Consider the following 18,006-nt stretch of genomic DNA (forward strand, 5'->3'; position numbering starts at 1 on the left):
CGATGGGCGGGCTCAACCTGTTCAGCATTCCGGCCGGCGCGCCCTTCCTGTCCGTGCTCGCGCAGGCGCTGATCGCAGGCCGCTTCGGCAAAGCGTTCGATCCCGGCGATCCCGCCGCGCTCTCGCGCACCACGCTCTATCTGCCGACGCGCCGCGCCGCGCGCGCCTTCTCGGCCGTGCTTTCGGAAAAGCTCGGCGGCCGGGCGCTGCTGCTGCCGCGGATCGTCCCGCTCGGCGATGTCGACGAGGCCGAGACGGCCCTGATCGCCGGTGCCAGCGATGCGTTGGCGCTGGAGCGGCTCGCACCGATCGATCCTTTGCGCCGTCGCTTCATCCTGACGACGCTGATCTCGGCCTGGGGCCGGACCGCGAACCGGCAGCACCTGAAGCTCGATCCGGCCGAGCCCTCGCTGATGCCGGCGACGCTGGCCGAGGCCTGGGGGCTCGCCGGCGACCTCGCCCATCTGCTCGACCAGTTGCAGACCGAAGGTGTCTCGCCGGCGCGGCTGAAGGGTCTCGACGCCGCCCGCTTCGACGAGATCTGGCAGTTCAATGCCCGCTTCCTCGACATCATCGCCGAAGCCTGGCCGGCGATCCTCGAACAGCGCGGCGAATGCGACCCGGCCGAATTCCGCAACCGCATGCTGGCCGCCGAGCGCGACCGATTGCTCGCTGGCGATTTCGACGGGCCGGTGATCGCGGCCGGTTCGACCGGCACGGTGCCGGCGACGGCACGCCTGCTTGCCGCGCTGGCCCGTGCGCCGAATGGCGCCGTCGTGCTGCCCGATCTCGACGAGGCGCTCTCCGAGCAGGGCTGGCGCGCCATCGTCCAGGAGCCGGCGCCGTCGCATCCGCAGGCGGCGCTGCATCGCCTGCTCGACGAGATCGGCGCGAGCCGGGACGAGGTCGTCACCCTCGCCGAGCCGTCGCCGGGCTTGATCATCCGCCGCGACCTGCTGCGCCGGGCGCTGCTGCCGGCCTCGGTCACCGACGATTGGGCCGGTGCCGCGCCGATTGCTGCCGGAGCGCTTGAAGGCCTGCGTATCGTCGAAGCCGCGAATGAGCGCGAGGAAGCGCTCGCTGCCGCGCTCGCCTTGCGCGAGGCGCTGGAGGAGCCGGATGCCCGTGCCGCGCTGATCACGCCTGATCGCGGCCTTGCCGAGCGTGTCGCTGTCGAGCTCAGGCGCTGGGGCATCCAGGCCGATGATTCCGCCGGCCTGCCGCTCAGCCGCTGGCCGGCGGGCGCATTGCTGCGGCTGGCGCTCGATGCGGTCGAGCACGAGCTGTCGCCGGCAAGTCTCACCGCGCTGCTGGCGCATCGGCTCTGCCGGCTCGGCCTGGCCGAGCCACGCCTGCGACAGGGCGCGGCGGCTTTGGAAATAGGCTGCTGGCGCGGCGAGACGGTCGGGCCCGGTTTCGCGGGTCTGCGCCGTGCCTTCGAGGCGATACCGGAGTTGCGCGAGGCGACCTATGCCCCGCGCCCGCGCCGCAGGCTGGCGCACGAGGACATCGGCGCAGCCGAGGAGGTGCTCGCCGCGCTGGAGGAAGCGCTCGCCCCGCTCATGGCGGCGCTGGCCGACCCGGCGCCGGAACTGCGCGAGATCGCGGCGCAGGCCCGCCGCGCCGTCGAGAAATTGAGCGGCGACGAGACCGGCGCGGTTCTCGCCTGGCGTGGTCCGGATGGTGAGGCGCTCGCTGCGCTCTTCGACGATCTCGACGCTGCCTTGCCGGAAGCACCCGGCGAGGGCCGTGCCCGCGACTGGATCGCGATCCTCGAGGGCCTGATCGGCGAGCGCGTCGTGCAGCGCCGCGATCCCGGACATCCTCGTGTGAAGATCTGGGGTCTGCTAGAAGCGCGCTTGCTCGAAGCCGAGCATGTCGTGCTCGGCGGTTTGATCGAGAGCGTCTGGCCACCGGCGACCGAGACGGATTCCTTCATCAACCGGCCGATGCGGGCCGAGCTCGGCCTCTCGCCGCCGGAACGCCGTATCGGCCAGACCGCGCATGATTTCGTCGCGGCGGCGCTCGCCGGCAAGGTGACGCTGACTCGGGCCCGCAAGGCGGGTGAGGCCGAGACGATCCCCTCGCGCTTCTGGCAACGCCTGAAGGCGGTCGCGCCGGCGGAGGCCTGGGAGGCTGCCGAAGCGCGTGGCCAGGAGCTGATCGCCTGGGCGGGGCTGCTCGGCGAGCCGGCCGATCTCCTGCCGGTGCCTCGGCCAAAACCCTATCCGGCGCCGCATCTGCAGCCGAAGCGGCTCAGCGTTACCGAGGTCGAGACACTCTATCGCGATCCCTATGCGCTCTATGCCCGCAAGATCCTCAAGCTCGACGCACTTCCGGAGCTGGTCGAGGATCCCGGCGCGACCGATCGCGGCTCGCTGCTGCACGACATCGTCGGAACCTTCGCTGAAACCCATCCCGAGCAACTCCCGGCCGGCGCCCTCGGCAGCCTGATCGAGATCGGCGAGCGCTTCTTCCGCGCCTATGAGGAAACGCCCGAGGTTCGCGCCTTCTGGTGGCCGCGCTTCCTTCTGATCGCGCAGAACTTCCTCGGCTGGGAGGAAAGGCGGCGGCCGGGGCTTGCCCGCGTCGCGGTCGAGCGCGATACGCAAGCCGAGTTTCCGCTGGTGGACGGTTCCTCGATCCTGCTGACAGGCCGGGCCGACCGCGTCGAGGTCACGCGCGAAGGCGCCTTGCGCATCATCGATTTCAAGACCGGCGCGCCGCCGAGCGAGGAACAGGTCCGCCTCGGTTTCGCGCCGCAATTGACGCTCGAAGCCGAGCTCGCTTTGCGTCATGGCTTCACCCCGGACATCCTGCCCGGTCCGGTCGAGGCGCTGCTGTATCTTCGGCTCAACCACGATCCGAAGAGCTGGGAGAAGGACAAGAAGCTGTCGTTCAAGGACGAGCAGCAGGCCGACGTCACCGCCCGCCATCTCACCCAGTTGCTGGATCATCTCGCCGTCCTGCGTGCCGGCCGCGAGCCCTGGCTCTCGCGCCGCGCCCCCGCCTACATCAAATACGCCAGCCCCTATGACCAGCTCGCCCGGGTCAAGGAATGGTCGGCCGCCCCCGATCTCGGCGGCGATGCCGGAGATGAGGCATGACGCCGGCCGGCTGGACCATTCCCGAGCAGACGCGCCGCAATCAGGCGCTGGCGGCCGAGCCCGACCTCAGCGCCTGGGTCTCGGCCAATGCCGGCTCAGGCAAGACCCATGTGCTGGTCAACCGCGTGCTGCGCCTGCTGCTCGATGGCGTCGCGCCTGGCCGGATGCTCTGCATCACCTATACCAAGGCCGCCGCCGCCAACATGTCGAACCGGGTCTTCCGGGCGCTCTCGGTCTGGGCGGTGGCGTCCGATTCGGTGCTCTGGGCGGCCCTGTCGGCACTGACCGGCCAACTCCCGGCACCGAGCGACATCAGCCGGGCGCGGCGGCTGTTCGCGCAGGCGCTGGAGACGCCGGGCGGCCTCAAGATCGAGACGATCCACGCCTTCTGCACCCGCGTGCTGCAGAGCGCGCCTTTCGAGGCCAACGTCCCGCCGCGCTTCGAGGTCGCCGACGATCTCGCCCAGGACGAATTGATGCGCGATGCCAGGCGCGATCTGCTCGCTGCTGCCGAGGCCGATCCGGATGGCCCACAGGCGCAGGCGCTGCGCTTCATGGCCGAGCATGCGGCGCAGGACACCTTCGACCAGATCATGCGCGAGGCGCTGCATCAGCGTGCCGTGTTCAGCGATGCGGAAGGGCGGGCGCGCAAGCCGGAGGAGATCGTCACAGGGCTGAGTGCCTTCCTCGGCATTGCGCCGGAACTGACGGCGGATGAGGTCCGGGCGCGCTTCTGCGCCGAGCTCGCCGGCGTTGCCGATCTTGCCGCGCTAATCGAGGCCTTCGGTTCGGCGAGCGAGACGCGGCAGCGCGCCGCCGCCGCGCTAAGACAGGCGCTAGCGCAGGAGCAGGGCCGCGATCTGATCGCAAGTTGCCGCGCCGGCCTGCTGACGCTGGACGGCGCGGTCAGCCAGCATGTCCGCGGCAAGGGCAAGAGCGTCCTGCCGGATCATCTCGACGCGGCGCTCGACGCCGTCACCGCCTGCCTCACCGCCGCGATCGAGCAGCTCAACGCCATCGCCGTGCGCGAGCGCAGCGCAGCGCTCGCCGTGCTGGTGACGCATATCCTCGCCGCCTATCGGCGGCTGAAGGCGCAGCGCTCGCTGCTCGACTATGACGACCTGATCGCCAAGGCGCGCTCGCTGCTCGACCGGGTCGATCCGGCCTGGGCGCTCTACAAGCTCGACGCCGGCATCGACCACATCCTGCTCGACGAAGCCCAGGACACCAGCGAGGCACAATGGGCGATCCTGCGCCGCCTCGCCGAGGAGTTCTCGGCCGGCGAGGGCGCGCGCGAGCTGGTCCGGCCGCGCACCGTCTTCGTCGTCGGCGACGAGAAGCAGTCGATCTATGGCTTCCAGGGCGCAGCGCCGGCGCATTTCAGCGAGGAGCGCCGCGGCCTCAGCACGAGGCTGAAGGCGGCCGGCCAGCGTTTCGAGCCGATCAGCCTCACCACGTCCTTCCGCTCGGCGCCGGACATCATGCGCGCGGTTGATGCGGTGTTCGCCCCAAGGGAGCATTGGCGCGGCCTCGTCTTCGACGGCGGCGCAGGTCCCGAGCGGCACGATACGGTCAAGCGCGCCGCGATCGGCGCGGTCGATCTCTGGCCGGTCTCCGCCGACGACGCCGGCGACAAGCCCGATGCCTGGACCGCGCCGGTCGACGCGCCCGAGCGCCGCTCGGGACTGGTCAAGCTCGCGACCCGCATCGCCGATGTGCTGAAGCGCTGGAGCGAGGCCGGCCGCGACGATATCGGCCGGCCGTTCAGGCCGGGCGACGTCATGATCCTGCTGCGCCAGCGCGGCGCGCTGTTCGAGGCGATCGTCAAGGCGCTGAAGGATCGCGAAGTGCCGGTCGCCGGCCGCGACCGCCTGACGCTCGCCGACCACCCGGCGGTCGAGGACCTCGTCGCGCTCGGGCGCACGATCCTGTTGCCGCAGGACGATCTTTCGCTGGCGATCACGCTGAAGACGCCGCTCTTCGGCCTCGATGACGACGATCTGATGCGCCTCGCCCCGGAGCGAAAGGGCTCGCTGCGTGACGCCTTTCGCCAGGCCGCGCAGGCCGAGCCGCGTTACGCCGCGATCGAGGCGCGATTGACCGATCTCGCCGAGGAGGCAGGGCGCTACGGCCCCTTCCGCTTCTTCGCCGGTTTGCTTGGCCCCGGTGGCGGCCGCAATCTCGCCCTCGCCCGGCTCGGCCCGGAAGCAGGCGATGCGCTCGACGCTTTCTTAGGCGCCGCGCTTGACCATGAGCGGCGCTATGGCCCCTCGCTCGCCGGTTTCCTGCACCATATCGGCGCCGTGGCGACGCAGGTGAAGCGCGATCTATCGGCCAGCGCCAGCGAGGTCCGGGTGATGACCGTGCACGGCTCGAAGGGTCTGGAGGCGCCGGTCGTCATCCTCGCCGATCTCGGCATCGCGCCGGGCGAGCGGCGGCTGCCGAAACTGATGGCGGTCGCGCCGCCACATGGCGCGCAGGTGCCGGTCTGGCCGACCAAGCGGGCCGATGATCCCGCCGCGATGCGGCGCGCCAAGGACGCGATCGTCGCGCGGATGGTCGAGGAGCATCACCGCCTGCTCTATGTCGCGCTGACGCGCGCCGAGGAGCGCTTGATCCTCTGCGGCGTGCAGGCCAAGGGCGAGGCGCCGGAAGGGTCCTGGTACGCCATGGCCGATATCGGCCTCGCCGGCTCCGAGCCCTGGTTGCGCGACGTACCCGCGCCGGACGGGGACGGCGAGGTTCGCCGCTTCATGGTCTCGCAGCCGGGAGAGATCGCGACCGAGGAGAGCGCTGCCGCTCAGGTCCCGACGTCGCCGCCGGCCTGGCTCACGCGTTCAGCGCCGGAGGAGGCCGAGCCCGCACCGCCGCTGCGGCCTTCGAGCGCGCTTTCCGCTGCCGATGCGCAGGAGCGTCCGCATGACGGGCCCTTCCTCGCCAATGCGGCAGCGGCCGGCCGGCTCGCGCATCTCTTGCTGCAGGTCCTGCCGGAGGTGCCGCCGGAACGCCGCGCCAGCACCGCGCGGGCGCTGGCGGAGGCACGTGGCGGCTCGCTTCCGGAGGAGCGCCGCGGCCAGATCGCAGAGGATGCGCTGTCGCTCATCGCCGAGCCGGAATTTGCCGGGCTGTTCGGACCGGGCAGCCTCGCAGAGGTCCCGCTCGCCGGCGAGATCGCCATGGCCGATGGCAGCAGGCGCCCGGTGCAGGGCCGGATCGACCGGCTTGCTGTCGGCGACGACGAGGTCCTGATCGCCGACTTCAAGACCGCGGCCCGTCCGCCCGAAAATGCCGCCGCACTGCCGGCTTCGACGCTGGCGCAGCTTGCGGTCTATCGGCGGCTCGTCGGCGAGATCTATCCAGGGCGGCGCGTCAGGGCGGTCGCGATCTACACGGCGAGCCTGAAGCCGCTGGAGCCTGGAGCCGAGCTGCTCGACGCGACCCTGGCGAATATGACGGATCAGCCCCGCTTCACCGGAAGGTGAGCCAGCCTTGACCCTGCGGCCGGCCGTTCATAGCTTCACCGGTGAATGGCGGCGATGTGGCCGCATGCGAATCGAAAGGCGATGAGCCATGGCGACGATCAAAGTGACCGATGCGAGCTTCGAGGCCGACGTGCTGAAGTCGGCTGAGCCGGTTGTGGTGGATTTCTGGGCCGAGTGGTGCGGTCCCTGCCGGATGATCGGCCCGGCCCTCGAGGAGATCGCCGGCGAGCTCGACGGCAAGGTCAAGATCGTCAAGATGAACGTCGATGAGAACCAGCAGATTCCGGCCCAGTTCGGCATCCGCTCGATCCCGACGCTGATGCTGTTCAAGGATGGCAAGCTGGCCTCGCAGAAGGTCGGCGCCGCCCCCAAGAGCGATCTCTCGCGCTGGATTTCGGCCGCGGTCTGATCCGGCAATCGCAGAATCAAGAAGGCCCGCTCTTGCTGAGGGCGGGCCTTCTTCGTTTTCAGACTATGCGTGGATCACTTCGAGCGGTTGTCGAGCGCGAAGGCACCGGCACCGGCAAAGACCAGATAGAAGAAGATGAAGCAGTAGAGGATCGCGGCGTCGCCGCCGTTCAGCAGCGGGTAGACGCTCCGCGGCGCATGGAACATCCAGTAGGCATAGGCCATTTCGCCCGCGAGGATGAAGGCGACAGGACGGGTCCACAGGCCGATCAGGATGAGCAGGCCGCCGAAGGCTTCGAGGACCGCGCCGAACCAGAACAGCGTGAACATTGCCGGCAATCCGCTGGCCGGCGGAGCCGGGAAGCCGAACAGCTTCTGCGTGCCATGGGCAATGAAGATCAGCGCCGCCGCGATGCGCAGCAGCCCGAGCGCCTGCGGCGCATAGCGGTTCAATGAGTTGAGAGCCTGCATGGGCGGGGACCTTCTGTCCGATTTGAATGAGTCTAAGTAATTGTGTTTGCTGGCGAAGAAGCGATTCTGCGTCCGTCGTGCTTGTCCCCGTGCAAGGAAGGCCGATCAAGTCACATTTTCGTTTGCAGTGCAGCAAAATCATCCAGCGGCAAATCCGCAACAGCGATGGCTTCGTTCACCATCGCGTAAAATTCGCCGGAATCGGGCTTAACCACCCCTTAAAAGCGCCATGTTTGAATTCTGTCTGGAAATCGCCGGGCTGCGGATCGCAGCGTGATGGCGGGGCCTGAACGGGGCGGGATGAACGACCGGTCGAAACGAGGCGGTGAGCGGCGCGAGCCGTCATTCGAGCGTGCGCGCGACGATTACGAGCGCGACGACGGCGATCTGCGCCTGTCGGCCGAGGACCGTCCCTATCGTGGAGGAAGGAATCCGGTGGCACCGCGCCAGCAACCGAGCCGCCAGAAGACCGAGCGCCGCGGCGGCCGCAAGCAGCGTCGCAAGCGCGGCTCCTTTTTCGGCCGCATCTTCTATTGGGGCGTCGTCATGGGGCTCTGGGCCGTGCTCGGCCTCGGCGGCCTGATTGCCTATCATGCCGCGCAATTGCCGCCGATCGACCAGCTCACCGTGCCGAAGCGGCCGCCGAATATCGCGATCCTCGCGGCGGACGGCACCCTGCTCGCCAATCGCGGCGAGACCGGCGGGCGCACCATCACCATCGGCGAAGTCCCGCCCTATCTGCCGAAGGCCTTCGTCGCGATCGAGGACCGGCGCTTCTACGATCATTTCGGCATCGACCCGATCGGCCTCAGCCGCGCCGTCGTCAACAACCTGACCAAGCGCGGCGGCGTGCAGGGCGGCTCGACCCTGACCCAGCAGCTCGCCAAGAACCTGTTCCTGACCCAGGAGCGCACCGCCGCGCGCAAGATCCAGGAGGCGATCCTCTCGCTCTGGCTGGAGCGGACCTACACCAAGGACCAGATTCTCGAGCTCTATCTCAACCGCGTCTATTTCGGCTCGGGCGCCTATGGCGTCGAGGCGGCGGCGCAGCGCTATTTCAACAAGTCGGCCCGCTCGGTCACGATCGCCGAGGCGGCGATGCTCGCCGGCCTCGTCCAGGCGCCGTCGCGCCTCGCGCCGAACCGCAACCCGGAAGCGGCGGAGAAGCGCGCCCAGCTCGTCATTGCCGCCATGGCCGATCAGGGCCTGATCACGCAGGCTTCGGCCAAGACCGCGCTCGGCGCGCCGGCCGAGGTGCCCGAACGTGTCGGGGCCGGCTCGGTCAACTACGCCGCCGACTATGTCATGGACGTGCTCGACGACTTCATCGGCGCGATCGAGGGCGACGTCACCGTGCTGACCACGGTTGATACGAAACTGCAGAGCTCGGCCGAAACGATCCTGGTCGAGGCGCTCTCGGCACAGGGAGCCAAGCTCAACGCCTCGCAGGGTGCGGTGGTCTCGCTGGCGCCGGACGGGGCGATCCGCGCTTTGATCGGCGGGCGCGATTACACCAAGAGCCAGTTCAACCGCGCCACGGCCGCGCATCGCCAGCCGGGCTCGTCCTTCAAGCCCTTCGTCTATCTCACCGCGATCGAGAAGGGCATGACGCCGGACACGATCCGCGACGATTCCCCGGTCTCGATCAAGGGTTGGGAGCCGGAGAACTATTCGCGCAATTTCCGCGGCCCGGTCACGCTGCAGACCGCCTTCGCGCATTCGCTCAACACGGTGGTGGCGCGCCTGATCCAGGAGGTAACGCCGCGCGAGGTCGTGCGCACGGCCCAGCGCCTCGGCATCAACTCGTCATTGCAGGCCAACCCGTCGCTGTCGCTCGGCACCTCGGAAGTGACGCCGCTCGAGATGACGGCTGCCTATGCCAGCTTCGCCAATGGCGGCCAGTCGGTGCTCCCCTATGTGATCCGTGAGGTCAGGTCGACGAGCGGCAAGGTCGTCTACGCCCGAAAGGCGAACAATTTCGGCCCGGTGATCCAGCCGCAGACGCTCTCCATGATGAATTCCATGTTCCATGCGGTGATGACGGGCGGCACCGGCAGCAAGGTCAACCTTCCCGGCTGGGAGGTCGGCGGCAAGTCGGGCACGACGCAGGATTATCGCGACGCCTGGTTCGTCGGCTTCACCGGGCGCCTCGTCACGGCCGTCTGGGTCGGCAACGACGACAACTCGACGATGAAGCGCGTCACCGGTGCCGGCTTGCCGGCCGAGATCTGGGGCAAGTACATGAAGGCTGCCCATGCCGGCCAGCAGCCGGTACAGCTGCCAGGCGGGCTTTGGCAGTCGTCGCCGAGGTCGATCTTCGACAGCGGCGAGCCGGTCGCCGGTGTCGCGCCGTCGCCGCGGACCCAGCAGGCCGCCACCGGCGACCGCGCCTGGACGCCGCCGGCGCCGCAGGAGAAGAACTTCTTCGAGCGCCTGTTCGGCGGTTGATGCCTCAGGTCCCGCGCGGCTTGGCACGCGTCGTCGGCGCCGCCGCTGCGGGGTCGTCCGGCCAGGGATGGCGCGGATAGCGCCCTTTCATCTCGGCCTTCACCGCGGCCCAGGAGCCACGCCAGAAGCCCGGCAGGTCGCGGGTGATCTGGATCGGCCGGTGCCCGGGTGAAAGCAGCTCCAGCACGAGCGGCACGCGCCCGCCGGCGAGCGAGGGGTGCTGCGCCAGCCCGTAGAGTTCCTGCACGCGAACCGAGATCGTCGGACCGGCTTCGGCGCCATAGTCGACGGCGAGCTGCGAGCCGGTCGGCGCCGCAAAATGCGTCGGCGCCTCCGCATCGAGCCGCCGCTTCAGCTCCCAGGGCAGCAAGGTCGAAAGCCCCGCGTCGAGATCGCCCGGCGTGATCGCCGCCAGCGAGCTTCGCCCGACGATGTGCGGCGCGAGCCAGTCCGCGGCAGTCTCGGCGAGGCCGGCGTCGGAGAGATCGGGCCAGCCGGCATCCGGCCCCTCCGCCGCACGCAGGAAGGCGATGCGCTCGCGCAACTGCGCCTGCGCCTTGCTCCAGGGCAGCGCCTCGATGCCGAGCGCGGCGATACCCTTGGCCAGCACCTCGGCATTTTCCGGCGAGGCTTCGACCGGCAAGGGCCGCTCGGCCAGCACCAGCGCGCCGTATTTGCGCGCAGCTCGCGCGCGCAGCGCCCGCGCCTGCCGGTCGAACACAGTCTCGTTGCGCTCCGACAGGCCGATCCGAATCAGGCCGGAGGCGGCGAGCACGGCGATCTCGGCTTCGCTGATCGCGACGGCGCTGAGGATGCGGGCCTGCTGCGCCGAGCCGGTCATCTCGCCGACGACGAGATAGGGCTCGCGCGCCAGCCTCTGGCCGGCCTCCAGCGCCGCGCCCCGGCCATTGGCGAGCAGGTACTGCCCGGAGCCGGGCTGGCGCGCTTTGGCGACGCGGTCGGGAAAGGCGAGGCCCAAGAGGAAGCCGGGCGAGAGCGTTTGCGCCGCGCCCGCCGACACCTTGCTCGCCGCCTGCCTGGCCCAGCCTTCGGCGAGGCGGCGCATGTCGGCGGCGCGGCCGCCGCGCTCGCGTCCGAAGCGCTCCAGTCGCTCGGCAAGGTCGATCGCATCGCCACCAAGCCCGCGTTCGACCAGCAGAGCCGCCAGCAGCGCGGCGGGCTCGGCCTGGCGATGATGCGCCGCGCCGACGGCCATATGCGCGAGGCGCGGCGGCAGCGGCAGGCCCTGCAAGGCCTTACCGTCATCGGTAATGCGGCCGTCCGGGTCGAGCGCGTCGAGGTCGCCCAGCAGCGTCCTAGCTTCTTTCAGCGCGGGCGCCGGCGGCGGATCGAGGAAGGCGAGCGTGGTCGGATCGGTGACGCCCCAGGCGGCGCAGTCGAGCAGCAGCGGCGCCAGATCGGCTGACAGGATCTCGGGCCGGGCGAAGGCCTCGAGCGCGCCGTTTCCCGCTTCCTCCCAGAGCCGGTAACAGATGCCGGGCTCGGTACGGCCGGCGCGGCCGCGGCGCTGGTCGGACGCCGCCCGGCTGGCGCGCTGGGTGACGAGGCGGGTGACGCCGATATCGGGCTCGTAGAGCGGCACGCGGGCAAGGCCGGAATCAATGACGACGCGCACGCCCTCGATCGTCAGCGAGGTCTCGGCGATCGATGTCGCGAGCACGACCTTGCGTCTGCCTTTGGGCGCCGGCAGTACGGCGCGATCCTGCTCGGCCTGGTCGAGCGCGCCATAGAGCGGTGCGATCTCGGTCGCGGGATCGCGGACCTTCTCGCGCAGACGTTCCTCGACGCGGCGAATCTCGCCCTGGCCGGGCAGGAAGACGAGCAGCGAGCCGGCCTGCTCGTTCAGCGCTTGCAGGACGGCCTCGGTGACCTGATCCTCGATCCGTTTCAGCGGGTCGCGGCCGAGATAGCGCGTCTCGACCGGATGGGCTCTGCCCCCGCTCTCGATCACCGGGGCGTCGCCGAGCAGCCGGGCGACGCGCGCTCCGTCCAGCGTCGCCGACATCACGAGGATGCGCAGATCCTCGCGTAGGCCTGCCTGCGCATCGAGCGCCAGCGCCAGCCCGAAATCGGCATCGAGCGAGCGCTCGTGGAATTCGTCGAACAGCACGGCGGCGACACCGTCGAGGGCGGGATCGTCGAGGATCATCCGGGCGAAGACGCCTTCGGTGACCACCTCGATCCGCGTCTTCGGCCCGATCTTCGAGCCGAGCCGGACGCGCAGGCCGACCGTCTCGCCGACACGCTCGCCCAGCGTCTGCGCCATGCGATTGGCCGCGCCGCGTGCCGCGAGGCGACGCGGCTCCAGCATGATCAGCTTCCCGCCCTTGGCCCAGGGCTCATCCAGTAGTGCAAGTGGCACCCGCGTCGTCTTGCCGGCGCCAGGGGGTGCGACCAGCACGGCGTTCGGCCGCTCGCGCAGAGAGGCGGCGAGGGCATCGAGAACCGCGTCGATCGGAAGGGCTGTGTCGAAGGCGCGCATGCACCCGCGATGTGGCGCAGGCGACGAAACTGCGCAAGTCGGCTCAGGCCGCCTGCTGCAATCCGACTGCGAACGGCGTCATGCTGACCGTGCCGGCTTTCACCGAGACCAGCGTGTTACAGGGCAGCGCCTGCCAGCAGTCGCGGGCGGCATCGACCGGTTCGGAGGCGATCACCACTGCGTCGCCGCGATCGCAGAGATAGAGCGTCGGCGGCTTCGTGTCGGAGGACCAGCGTACCGCATGGATCGTCTCGCCATCGGCGAGCGCGGCGGCGCAGCGCAAGGGCTCGCGGACGCCGGCCTCCTGCATCAGCGCCAGCGCCTCACCGAGCGCGCCGGCCAGGGCAACGCCGGGTGCGGCACCCTCGGCGATGCGCGCCAGCGCCAGCAGGAACAGCGCTTCGGAATCGGTGGTGCCGACGCGGGCGCCATAGAGCCCGTCAGGGATCAGGCTCTCGAGCCTTCGCCTGATCAGGGCGTAGCCACCGATCTGACCGTTATGCATGAAAAGGTGCCGGCCATGGACGAAGGGATGGCAATTCGCCCGCGTCGTCGCCGTGCCGGTCGCGGCGCGCACATGCGCGAAGAACAAATGCGAGCGCACGAGGCGCGCGATCGAGAGCAGGTTCTCGTCCGACCAGGCCGGCCTGATCTCGCGATACTGGCCAGGTTCCACCCGCTCACCATACCAGCCGACACCGAAGCCGTCGCCATTGGTGCCTGTCTTGGCTTCCTCGGCATGCAGCGACTGGTGGATCAGCGAATGGCAGGGCGAGGCGATGAAATCCTCGAGGAAGACCGGGGCGCCGGCATAGGCGAGGAAACGGCACATGATGGTCCCGAATCAGGCGCGGGCGGGACGCCGCAGGAGAAGATTATTCCACGAGAATGAATGCCGGCATAACGATTCATCTCTCCGTATTAGTCATCCCGGACAAGCGGCGAAGCCGCGCTGATCCGGGATCCATGCCTGAACTTCTCCGATCAGGGTTCAGGCATGGATCCCGGGTCTCCCTACGGTCGCCCGGCACGACAGGGAACTGAAAAGACCACCGCGATTGCGAGCCGCATAGCCTTGATATAACCGTCGCGACGATAGGGTGGCGACGACGTCCCGCGGCAAGCGGGCAGGGAAGGGGCCGATTTTCATGCTGACGAAGCTCGCCGGCGCGGCGCTCATGTTCGCCCTTTTTCCGCAAGCTGCCTTCGCCGCCGGCGACATCGGCGGCGCCAGCATGGGCGTCGCCTGGGCCCTGCCCTTCGCCGGCATGCTGCTCTCGATCGCGCTCGGCCCGGTGCTGTTCCCGCATTTCTGGGAGCTGAACTACGGCAAGTTCGCCGCCTTCTGGGCCGCGCTGGTCGTCGTGCCGCTCCTCCTCTTCCGCGGCGTCGATCCGGCACTCGGCGCGCTGCTGCACACGGGGCTGCTCGATTACATCCCCTTCATCATCCTGCTGTTTGCGCTCTTCACCATCGCCGGCGGCATCCTGATCACCGGCAATCTGCACGGCACGCCGGCGACCAATACGGTGCTGCTCGCGATCGGCACGCTGATGGCGAGCTTCGTCGGCACCACCGGCGCCTCGATCATCATGATCCGGCCTGTCCTGCGGGCAAATGACAACCGGCGCCATAACGTCCATGTCGTCGTCTTCTTCATCTTCCTGGTCTCGAACATCGGCGGCTCGTTGACGCCACTCGGCGATCCTCCGCTCTTCCTCGGCTTCCTGCGCGGCGTCTCGTTCTTCTGGACAACGACGCATCTGCTGCCGGAGACGCTCTTCGCGGTCGCGGTCCTGCTTGCGGTGTTCTACGCGCTCGACAGCTGGTTCTTCCGCAAGGAGGAGAATTTCCCGCCGCTGCGCGACCCGACGCCGGACCGCGCCATCAAGCTGTTCGGCAAGGTCAATCTCCTCCTGCTCGTCGGCGTCATCCTCGCCATCCTGATGTCGGCGAGCTGGAAGCCGGGCATCGCCTTCACCATCCACGGCGTCGCCGTCGAATGGCAGAACCTGGCGCGCGATCTCGTCCTGCTGGCGCTGGCCGGCCTGTCGCTGGTGCTGACGCCGAAGCCGGTGCGCGCGGGCAACGAGTTCAGCTGGGGGCCGATCAAGGAGGTCGCCAAGCTCTTCGCCGGCATCTTCGCCTGCATCATCCCGGTGCTCGCCATGCTCCAGGCCGGCCGGAACGGCGCCTTCGCGCCGCTGGTCGCGCTCGTCAGCAATGCCGATGGCAGCGCCAACAATGTCGCCTATTTCTGGCTGACCGGCGCGCTTTCGTCCTTCCTGGACAACGCCCCGACCTATCTCGTCTTCTTCGAGCTTGCCGGCGGCGATCCCAAGGCGCTGATGACGACCGGGGCGCTGACGCTGACCGCGATCTCGGCCGGCGCCGTCTTCATGGGTGCCAACTCCTATATCGGCAATGCGCCGAATTTCATGGTCTACGCCATCGCCAAGGACCGGAAGGTCGCGATGCCGAGCTTCTTCGGCTACATGCTCTGGTCGGGCGCCATCCTGATCCCGCTCTTCCTGCTGCAGACCGTGATCTTCTTCCGCTGAGGCGGTTTCTTGGCGGCATGGACACCGGTCGGATGCGCGCCTAAAGGGGCGGCTTCCGAAGGAAGAGTTCATGCCCCTGCGCCCCGACACGCTGGCGATGACCGCCGTCCTCGCCATGCTGACGGCGCTCGGGCCGCTCTCGACCGATTTCTATCTGCCCTCGCTGCCCGAGATCGCGCGGGTGATGGGAACGGACTTCGCCGGCGCGCAGGCGACGCTCTCGGCCTTCCTGTTCGGCTATGCCGCCGGCCAGATCATCTGGGGCCCGCTTTCCGACCGGCTCGGCCGCAAGCCGGTGCTGATGATCGGGCTCGGGCTATTCATCGTGACCACGCTCGCCTGCGCCTTCGCGCCCTCGATCGAGGCGCTGATCGGCGCCCGTTTCGCCCAGGCGCTTGGCGCCTCGGGCCCGATCGTGCTCGGCCGCGCCATGGTGCGCGATCTCTATGACGGGCCACGCGCCGGCCGCGAGCTCGCCCGCATGGGCATGATCATGGGGCTGGTGCCGGCGATCGCGCCGGTGCTCGGCGGCCTGCTGCAGGACGCCTTCGGCTGGCGCTCGACCTTCCTGGCCTCGCTGGTCTTCGCGCTCGCCATGCTCGCCATCATCGTGACGATCATGCCGGAGACGCTGCGCCAGCGCTCGCCGGATGGCCTGTCGCTGCCGGCGATCCTTCGCGGCTTTCGGCTGCTGCTGCGCAACCGCGCCTACCGCGTCTATGTCGCCCTGACCGCGCTTGCCTATGCCGGCCTCTTCGCCTTCATCTCCGGCTCATCCTTCGTGTTGATGGGCGTCTACGGGCTGACGGCGCCGGCCTATGGGCTCTCGTTCGGCTGCGCCGTGCTCGGCTTCATCCTGGGCACGATCATCGCGCAGCGCCTGGTCGGCCGTCGCGGTCTCGACGGTGTGATCGCGCTCGGCGTCGCCTGTCTTGCCGCCGGCGGCCTCGCCATGCTGGCCGGGGTCGCCACCGGCTTCGGTGGGGCGGTCGGCGTCGTCGGGCCGATGGCGCTCTATGCCTGCGGCGTCGGCCTGACCATGCCGCAGGCGCAGGCCTCGGCGATGATGCCCTTTCCCGAACGGGCGGGCGCAGCCTCGTCCCTGACCGGCCTGTGCCAGATGCTGCTCGCGGCCTGCGTCGGCCTGCTCGTCGGCCATCTGCTCAAGGGCAGCGCGCTGCCCTTGCCTGCCGTGATGTCGGTGATCGGCGTCGCGACGCTGATCCTCTTCCATGCCAGCGCCGGGATCCGCGCCGGCAAGGTCTGATCGTCAGTTCCCCATCCGGTCGCGCCATTGCCGCTCGCCCTGCATGCAGGACAGGCGCGGCGCCTTGGCCTGCGCCTTCTGGATCAGGGCCTCGGGACCGGCCGGCAGCTCCGCGATCTCGCGCACCAGCTTGGTCCGCGTCGCATCGACGAACTGATGGCGTTCGCGGATCGGGATCACGAAGGCGCCGATGCCGGTGACGACGCAGTCCTCATAGTAGACGTCGAGATTGTCGATGTCGAAATAGCTCGCCTGCTTCAGCATCACCGGCAGGCCGTTGATGGCGATGCCCTTGTCGCGCGCCGCATCGCGGGCGGCCGTGACCGGCCGTCCGTCATTGTTGGCGCCGTCGCCGGAGATGTCGATGACGCGGCGCATCGGCGTGACGTTGCTCGCCTCGAGCAGCGAGACGGCAAGATCGATCGCGCCCGAGATCGAGGTGCGCCGGCCGCGCCGGGTCGGCGCCTCGCCGAGCTCCTCGGCGAAGGCGATCGCCGATTGCGGGGTCTCGATGATGGTCCAGGGCCTGACGATGTGCTGGAAGTCGCCGCCGGCCCATTCGAAATAGGTGACGGCGATCTTGCCTATCGCGCCTTTGGCGATGGCTTCGTGCAGCAGCTTCGAGCGGAAGGCCTCGATATAGCCGTTGCGCTGCAAGGCGAGCTCGTCGAGATCCATCGAATAGGAGACGTCGACCGCCAGCACCAGCGCGACATCGACCTCCTCGGGCGGCGCTGCCGCTTGCTGCGCATTTGGCGCCGACGCCGGCCAAAAGCCGGCGGCCGCGAGACAAAAGAGACCGAACAGCCAGGGCCGCATCGAAACCTCCGTCATCTGTCGTCGAAGCGTGACGCCGAAAGAAGACGGGTTCCGGGCGAAGGCAGGCTTCAAACGAATGTCGTCGAAGTCTGCTCCTAGTTTCGATTCGCGCCAAGCGGCAAAGCGGGAGCATTGGCCCGAAAAATGGGCACCGGCCTTCGCCCAAGCTCCAAGCCCAAGCCCAGGCTTAAGCCGAGCCGGCCTCAGCCGCGGCCGCGGTCTTCGACGATGGCGAGTGCGGCCTGGAAGGCCTCCTCGACGCCGAGCGCCGAGGTGTCGAGCTGCACCGCATCCTCCGCCGCCTTCAACGGCGCGTCGCCGCGGCCTGAATCCCTGGCGTCGCGCCGGCGGATATCGGCCAGGATGCCGTCGAAGGCCGTGGTCTCGCCGCGCCCCGCCAGTTCCTTGTGCCGGCGCGCGGCGCGGACTTCGGGCGTCGCGGTGACGAAGAGCTTCACCGTGGCATCCGGGCAGATCACGGTGCCGATGTCGCGCCCGTCGAGCACGGCCCCGCCAGCCGCCGCGGCGAAGCGGCGCTGCCGGTCGATCAGGGCACGCCGGACTGCGGGAATCGCGGCCACCACCGAGGCGGCCTCGCCGATCTCGCGGCCGCGCAGCCGCGATTCGTCGATTGTCGCATCGTCGAAGCCGGCGGCGCTGGCGGCGGCGGCCTCGGCGTCGTCGAGCGGCTCGCCGGCATCGAGCAAGGTGCGGGCGACCATGCGGTAGAGCAGGCCGGTGTCGAGATAGGGCAGGCCGTAATGCGCAGCGAGCCGGCGCGCCAGCGTACCCTTGCCGGAGGCCGCCGGTCCATCGACGGCGATCACCAGGCGCTCGGTCCTCTGTCTGGGGGCGATTACAGGCTGGGATATGGGCACGAGTCTCGTCTTTCGCCGGTGCTCAGGTCGAGGCGGACTTCTAAAGCACCGGGCGCGTCGAT

Annotated in this window: 11 protein-coding genes; 6 read left to right on the plus strand and 5 right to left on the minus strand. The window is 69.2% G+C overall.

Annotated features, from left to right (window positions below; genetic code table 11):
• Nucleotides 1–2 precede the first annotated feature (2 nt).
• The 3 genes from addB (at nt 3) to trxA (ending at nt 6,998) form a co-directional block, all read left to right on the plus strand.
• Complete coding sequence (gene addB / locus ASE66_RS07245) at nt 3–3,107, plus strand: double-strand break repair protein AddB (RefSeq protein ID WP_057188950.1); 3,105 nt, start codon at nt 3–5, stop codon at nt 3,105–3,107.
• Nucleotides 3,104–6,589, plus strand: coding sequence for a double-strand break repair helicase AddA (gene addA, locus ASE66_RS07250; RefSeq protein ID WP_057188951.1), 3,486 nt, complete (start codon nt 3,104–3,106; stop codon nt 6,587–6,589). The genes addB and addA overlap by 4 nt, the downstream gene beginning before the upstream one ends.
• Before the next feature lie 88 nt (nt 6,590–6,677).
• Nucleotides 6,678–6,998 carry a thioredoxin gene (gene trxA / locus ASE66_RS07255; protein WP_057188952.1) on the plus strand — a complete coding sequence of 107 codons (321 nt, stop codon included), beginning with the start codon at nt 6,678–6,680 and terminating at the stop codon, nt 6,996–6,998.
• 74 nt (nt 6,999–7,072) lie between these two features.
• Here the strand turns inward: trxA and ASE66_RS07260 are convergent, their stop codons facing one another.
• A complete protein-coding gene (locus ASE66_RS07260) occupies nt 7,073–7,468 on the minus strand; it encodes a DoxX family protein (RefSeq protein WP_057188953.1) in 396 nt (131 codons plus the stop codon).
• Between the two features lie 300 nt (nt 7,469–7,768).
• On the opposite strand from ASE66_RS07260, the gene ASE66_RS07265 reads away from it, so the two are divergent.
• Complete coding sequence (locus ASE66_RS07265) at nt 7,769–9,916, plus strand: transglycosylase domain-containing protein (protein WP_057188954.1); 2,148 nt, start codon at nt 7,769–7,771, stop codon at nt 9,914–9,916.
• A 4-nt stretch (nt 9,917–9,920) separates the two neighbouring features.
• Here ASE66_RS07265 and hrpB read toward each other — a convergent pair whose 3' ends face one another.
• Nucleotides 9,921–12,419 (minus strand): ATP-dependent helicase HrpB, encoded by a 2,499-nt coding sequence (gene hrpB / locus ASE66_RS07270; protein ID WP_057188955.1) that lies wholly within the window; start codon nt 12,417–12,419, stop codon nt 9,921–9,923.
• A gap of 43 nt (nt 12,420–12,462) precedes the next feature.
• Nucleotides 12,463–13,251, minus strand: a complete 789-nt coding sequence (locus ASE66_RS07275; protein ID WP_057188956.1) for a class II glutamine amidotransferase — start codon at nt 13,249–13,251, stop codon at nt 12,463–12,465.
• Between the two features lie 316 nt (nt 13,252–13,567).
• Between ASE66_RS07275 and ASE66_RS07280 the strand changes: the two genes are divergently transcribed.
• On the plus strand, nt 13,568–14,980 hold the full coding sequence (locus ASE66_RS07280) for a sodium:proton antiporter (RefSeq protein ID WP_057188957.1): 1,413 nt from the start codon (nt 13,568–13,570) through the stop codon (nt 14,978–14,980).
• Nucleotides 14,981–15,050: 70 nt separating this feature from the next.
• Nucleotides 15,051–16,247, plus strand: a complete 1,197-nt coding sequence (locus ASE66_RS07285) for a multidrug effflux MFS transporter (RefSeq protein WP_057188958.1) — start codon at nt 15,051–15,053, stop codon at nt 16,245–16,247.
• A 3-nt stretch (nt 16,248–16,250) separates the two neighbouring features.
• Here the strand turns inward: ASE66_RS07285 and ASE66_RS07290 are convergent, their stop codons facing one another.
• A complete protein-coding gene (locus ASE66_RS07290; RefSeq protein WP_082613296.1) occupies nt 16,251–17,066 on the minus strand; it encodes a DUF1194 domain-containing protein in 816 nt (271 codons plus the stop codon).
• Nucleotides 17,067–17,269: 203 nt separating this feature from the next.
• Nucleotides 17,270–17,896: a (d)CMP kinase gene (gene cmk, locus ASE66_RS07295; protein WP_057189236.1), complete on the minus strand. Its 627-nt coding sequence runs from the start codon at nt 17,894–17,896 to the stop codon at nt 17,270–17,272.
• Nucleotides 17,897–18,006 lie beyond the last annotated feature (110 nt).

This window comes from Allobosea sp. Root483D1 (assembly GCF_001429505.1).
Classification (GTDB): domain Bacteria; phylum Pseudomonadota; class Alphaproteobacteria; order Rhizobiales; family Beijerinckiaceae; genus Allobosea.

Coding starts and splice junctions, on each gene's coding strand:
- ASE66_RS07265 (WP_057188954.1), top strand. CDS start 7,769: ATGAACGACCGGTCGAAACGAGGCGGTGAGCGGCGCGAGCCGTCATTC.
- hrpB (WP_057188955.1), bottom strand. CDS start 12,419: ATGCGCGCCTTCGACACAGCCCTTCCGATCGACGCGGTTCTCGATGCC.
- ASE66_RS07290 (WP_082613296.1), bottom strand. CDS start 17,066: ATGCGGCCCTGGCTGTTCGGTCTCTTTTGTCTCGCGGCCGCCGGCTTT.
- ASE66_RS07280 (WP_057188957.1), top strand. CDS start 13,568: ATGCTGACGAAGCTCGCCGGCGCGGCGCTCATGTTCGCCCTTTTTCCG.
- addB (WP_057188950.1), top strand. CDS start 3: ATGGGCGGGCTCAACCTGTTCAGCATTCCGGCCGGCGCGCCCTTCCTG.
- trxA (WP_057188952.1), top strand. CDS start 6,678: ATGGCGACGATCAAAGTGACCGATGCGAGCTTCGAGGCCGACGTGCTG.
- ASE66_RS07285 (WP_057188958.1), top strand. CDS start 15,051: ATGCCCCTGCGCCCCGACACGCTGGCGATGACCGCCGTCCTCGCCATG.
- addA (WP_057188951.1), top strand. CDS start 3,104: ATGACGCCGGCCGGCTGGACCATTCCCGAGCAGACGCGCCGCAATCAG.
- ASE66_RS07260 (WP_057188953.1), bottom strand. CDS start 7,468: ATGCAGGCTCTCAACTCATTGAACCGCTATGCGCCGCAGGCGCTCGGG.
- ASE66_RS07275 (WP_057188956.1), bottom strand. CDS start 13,251: ATGTGCCGTTTCCTCGCCTATGCCGGCGCCCCGGTCTTCCTCGAGGAT.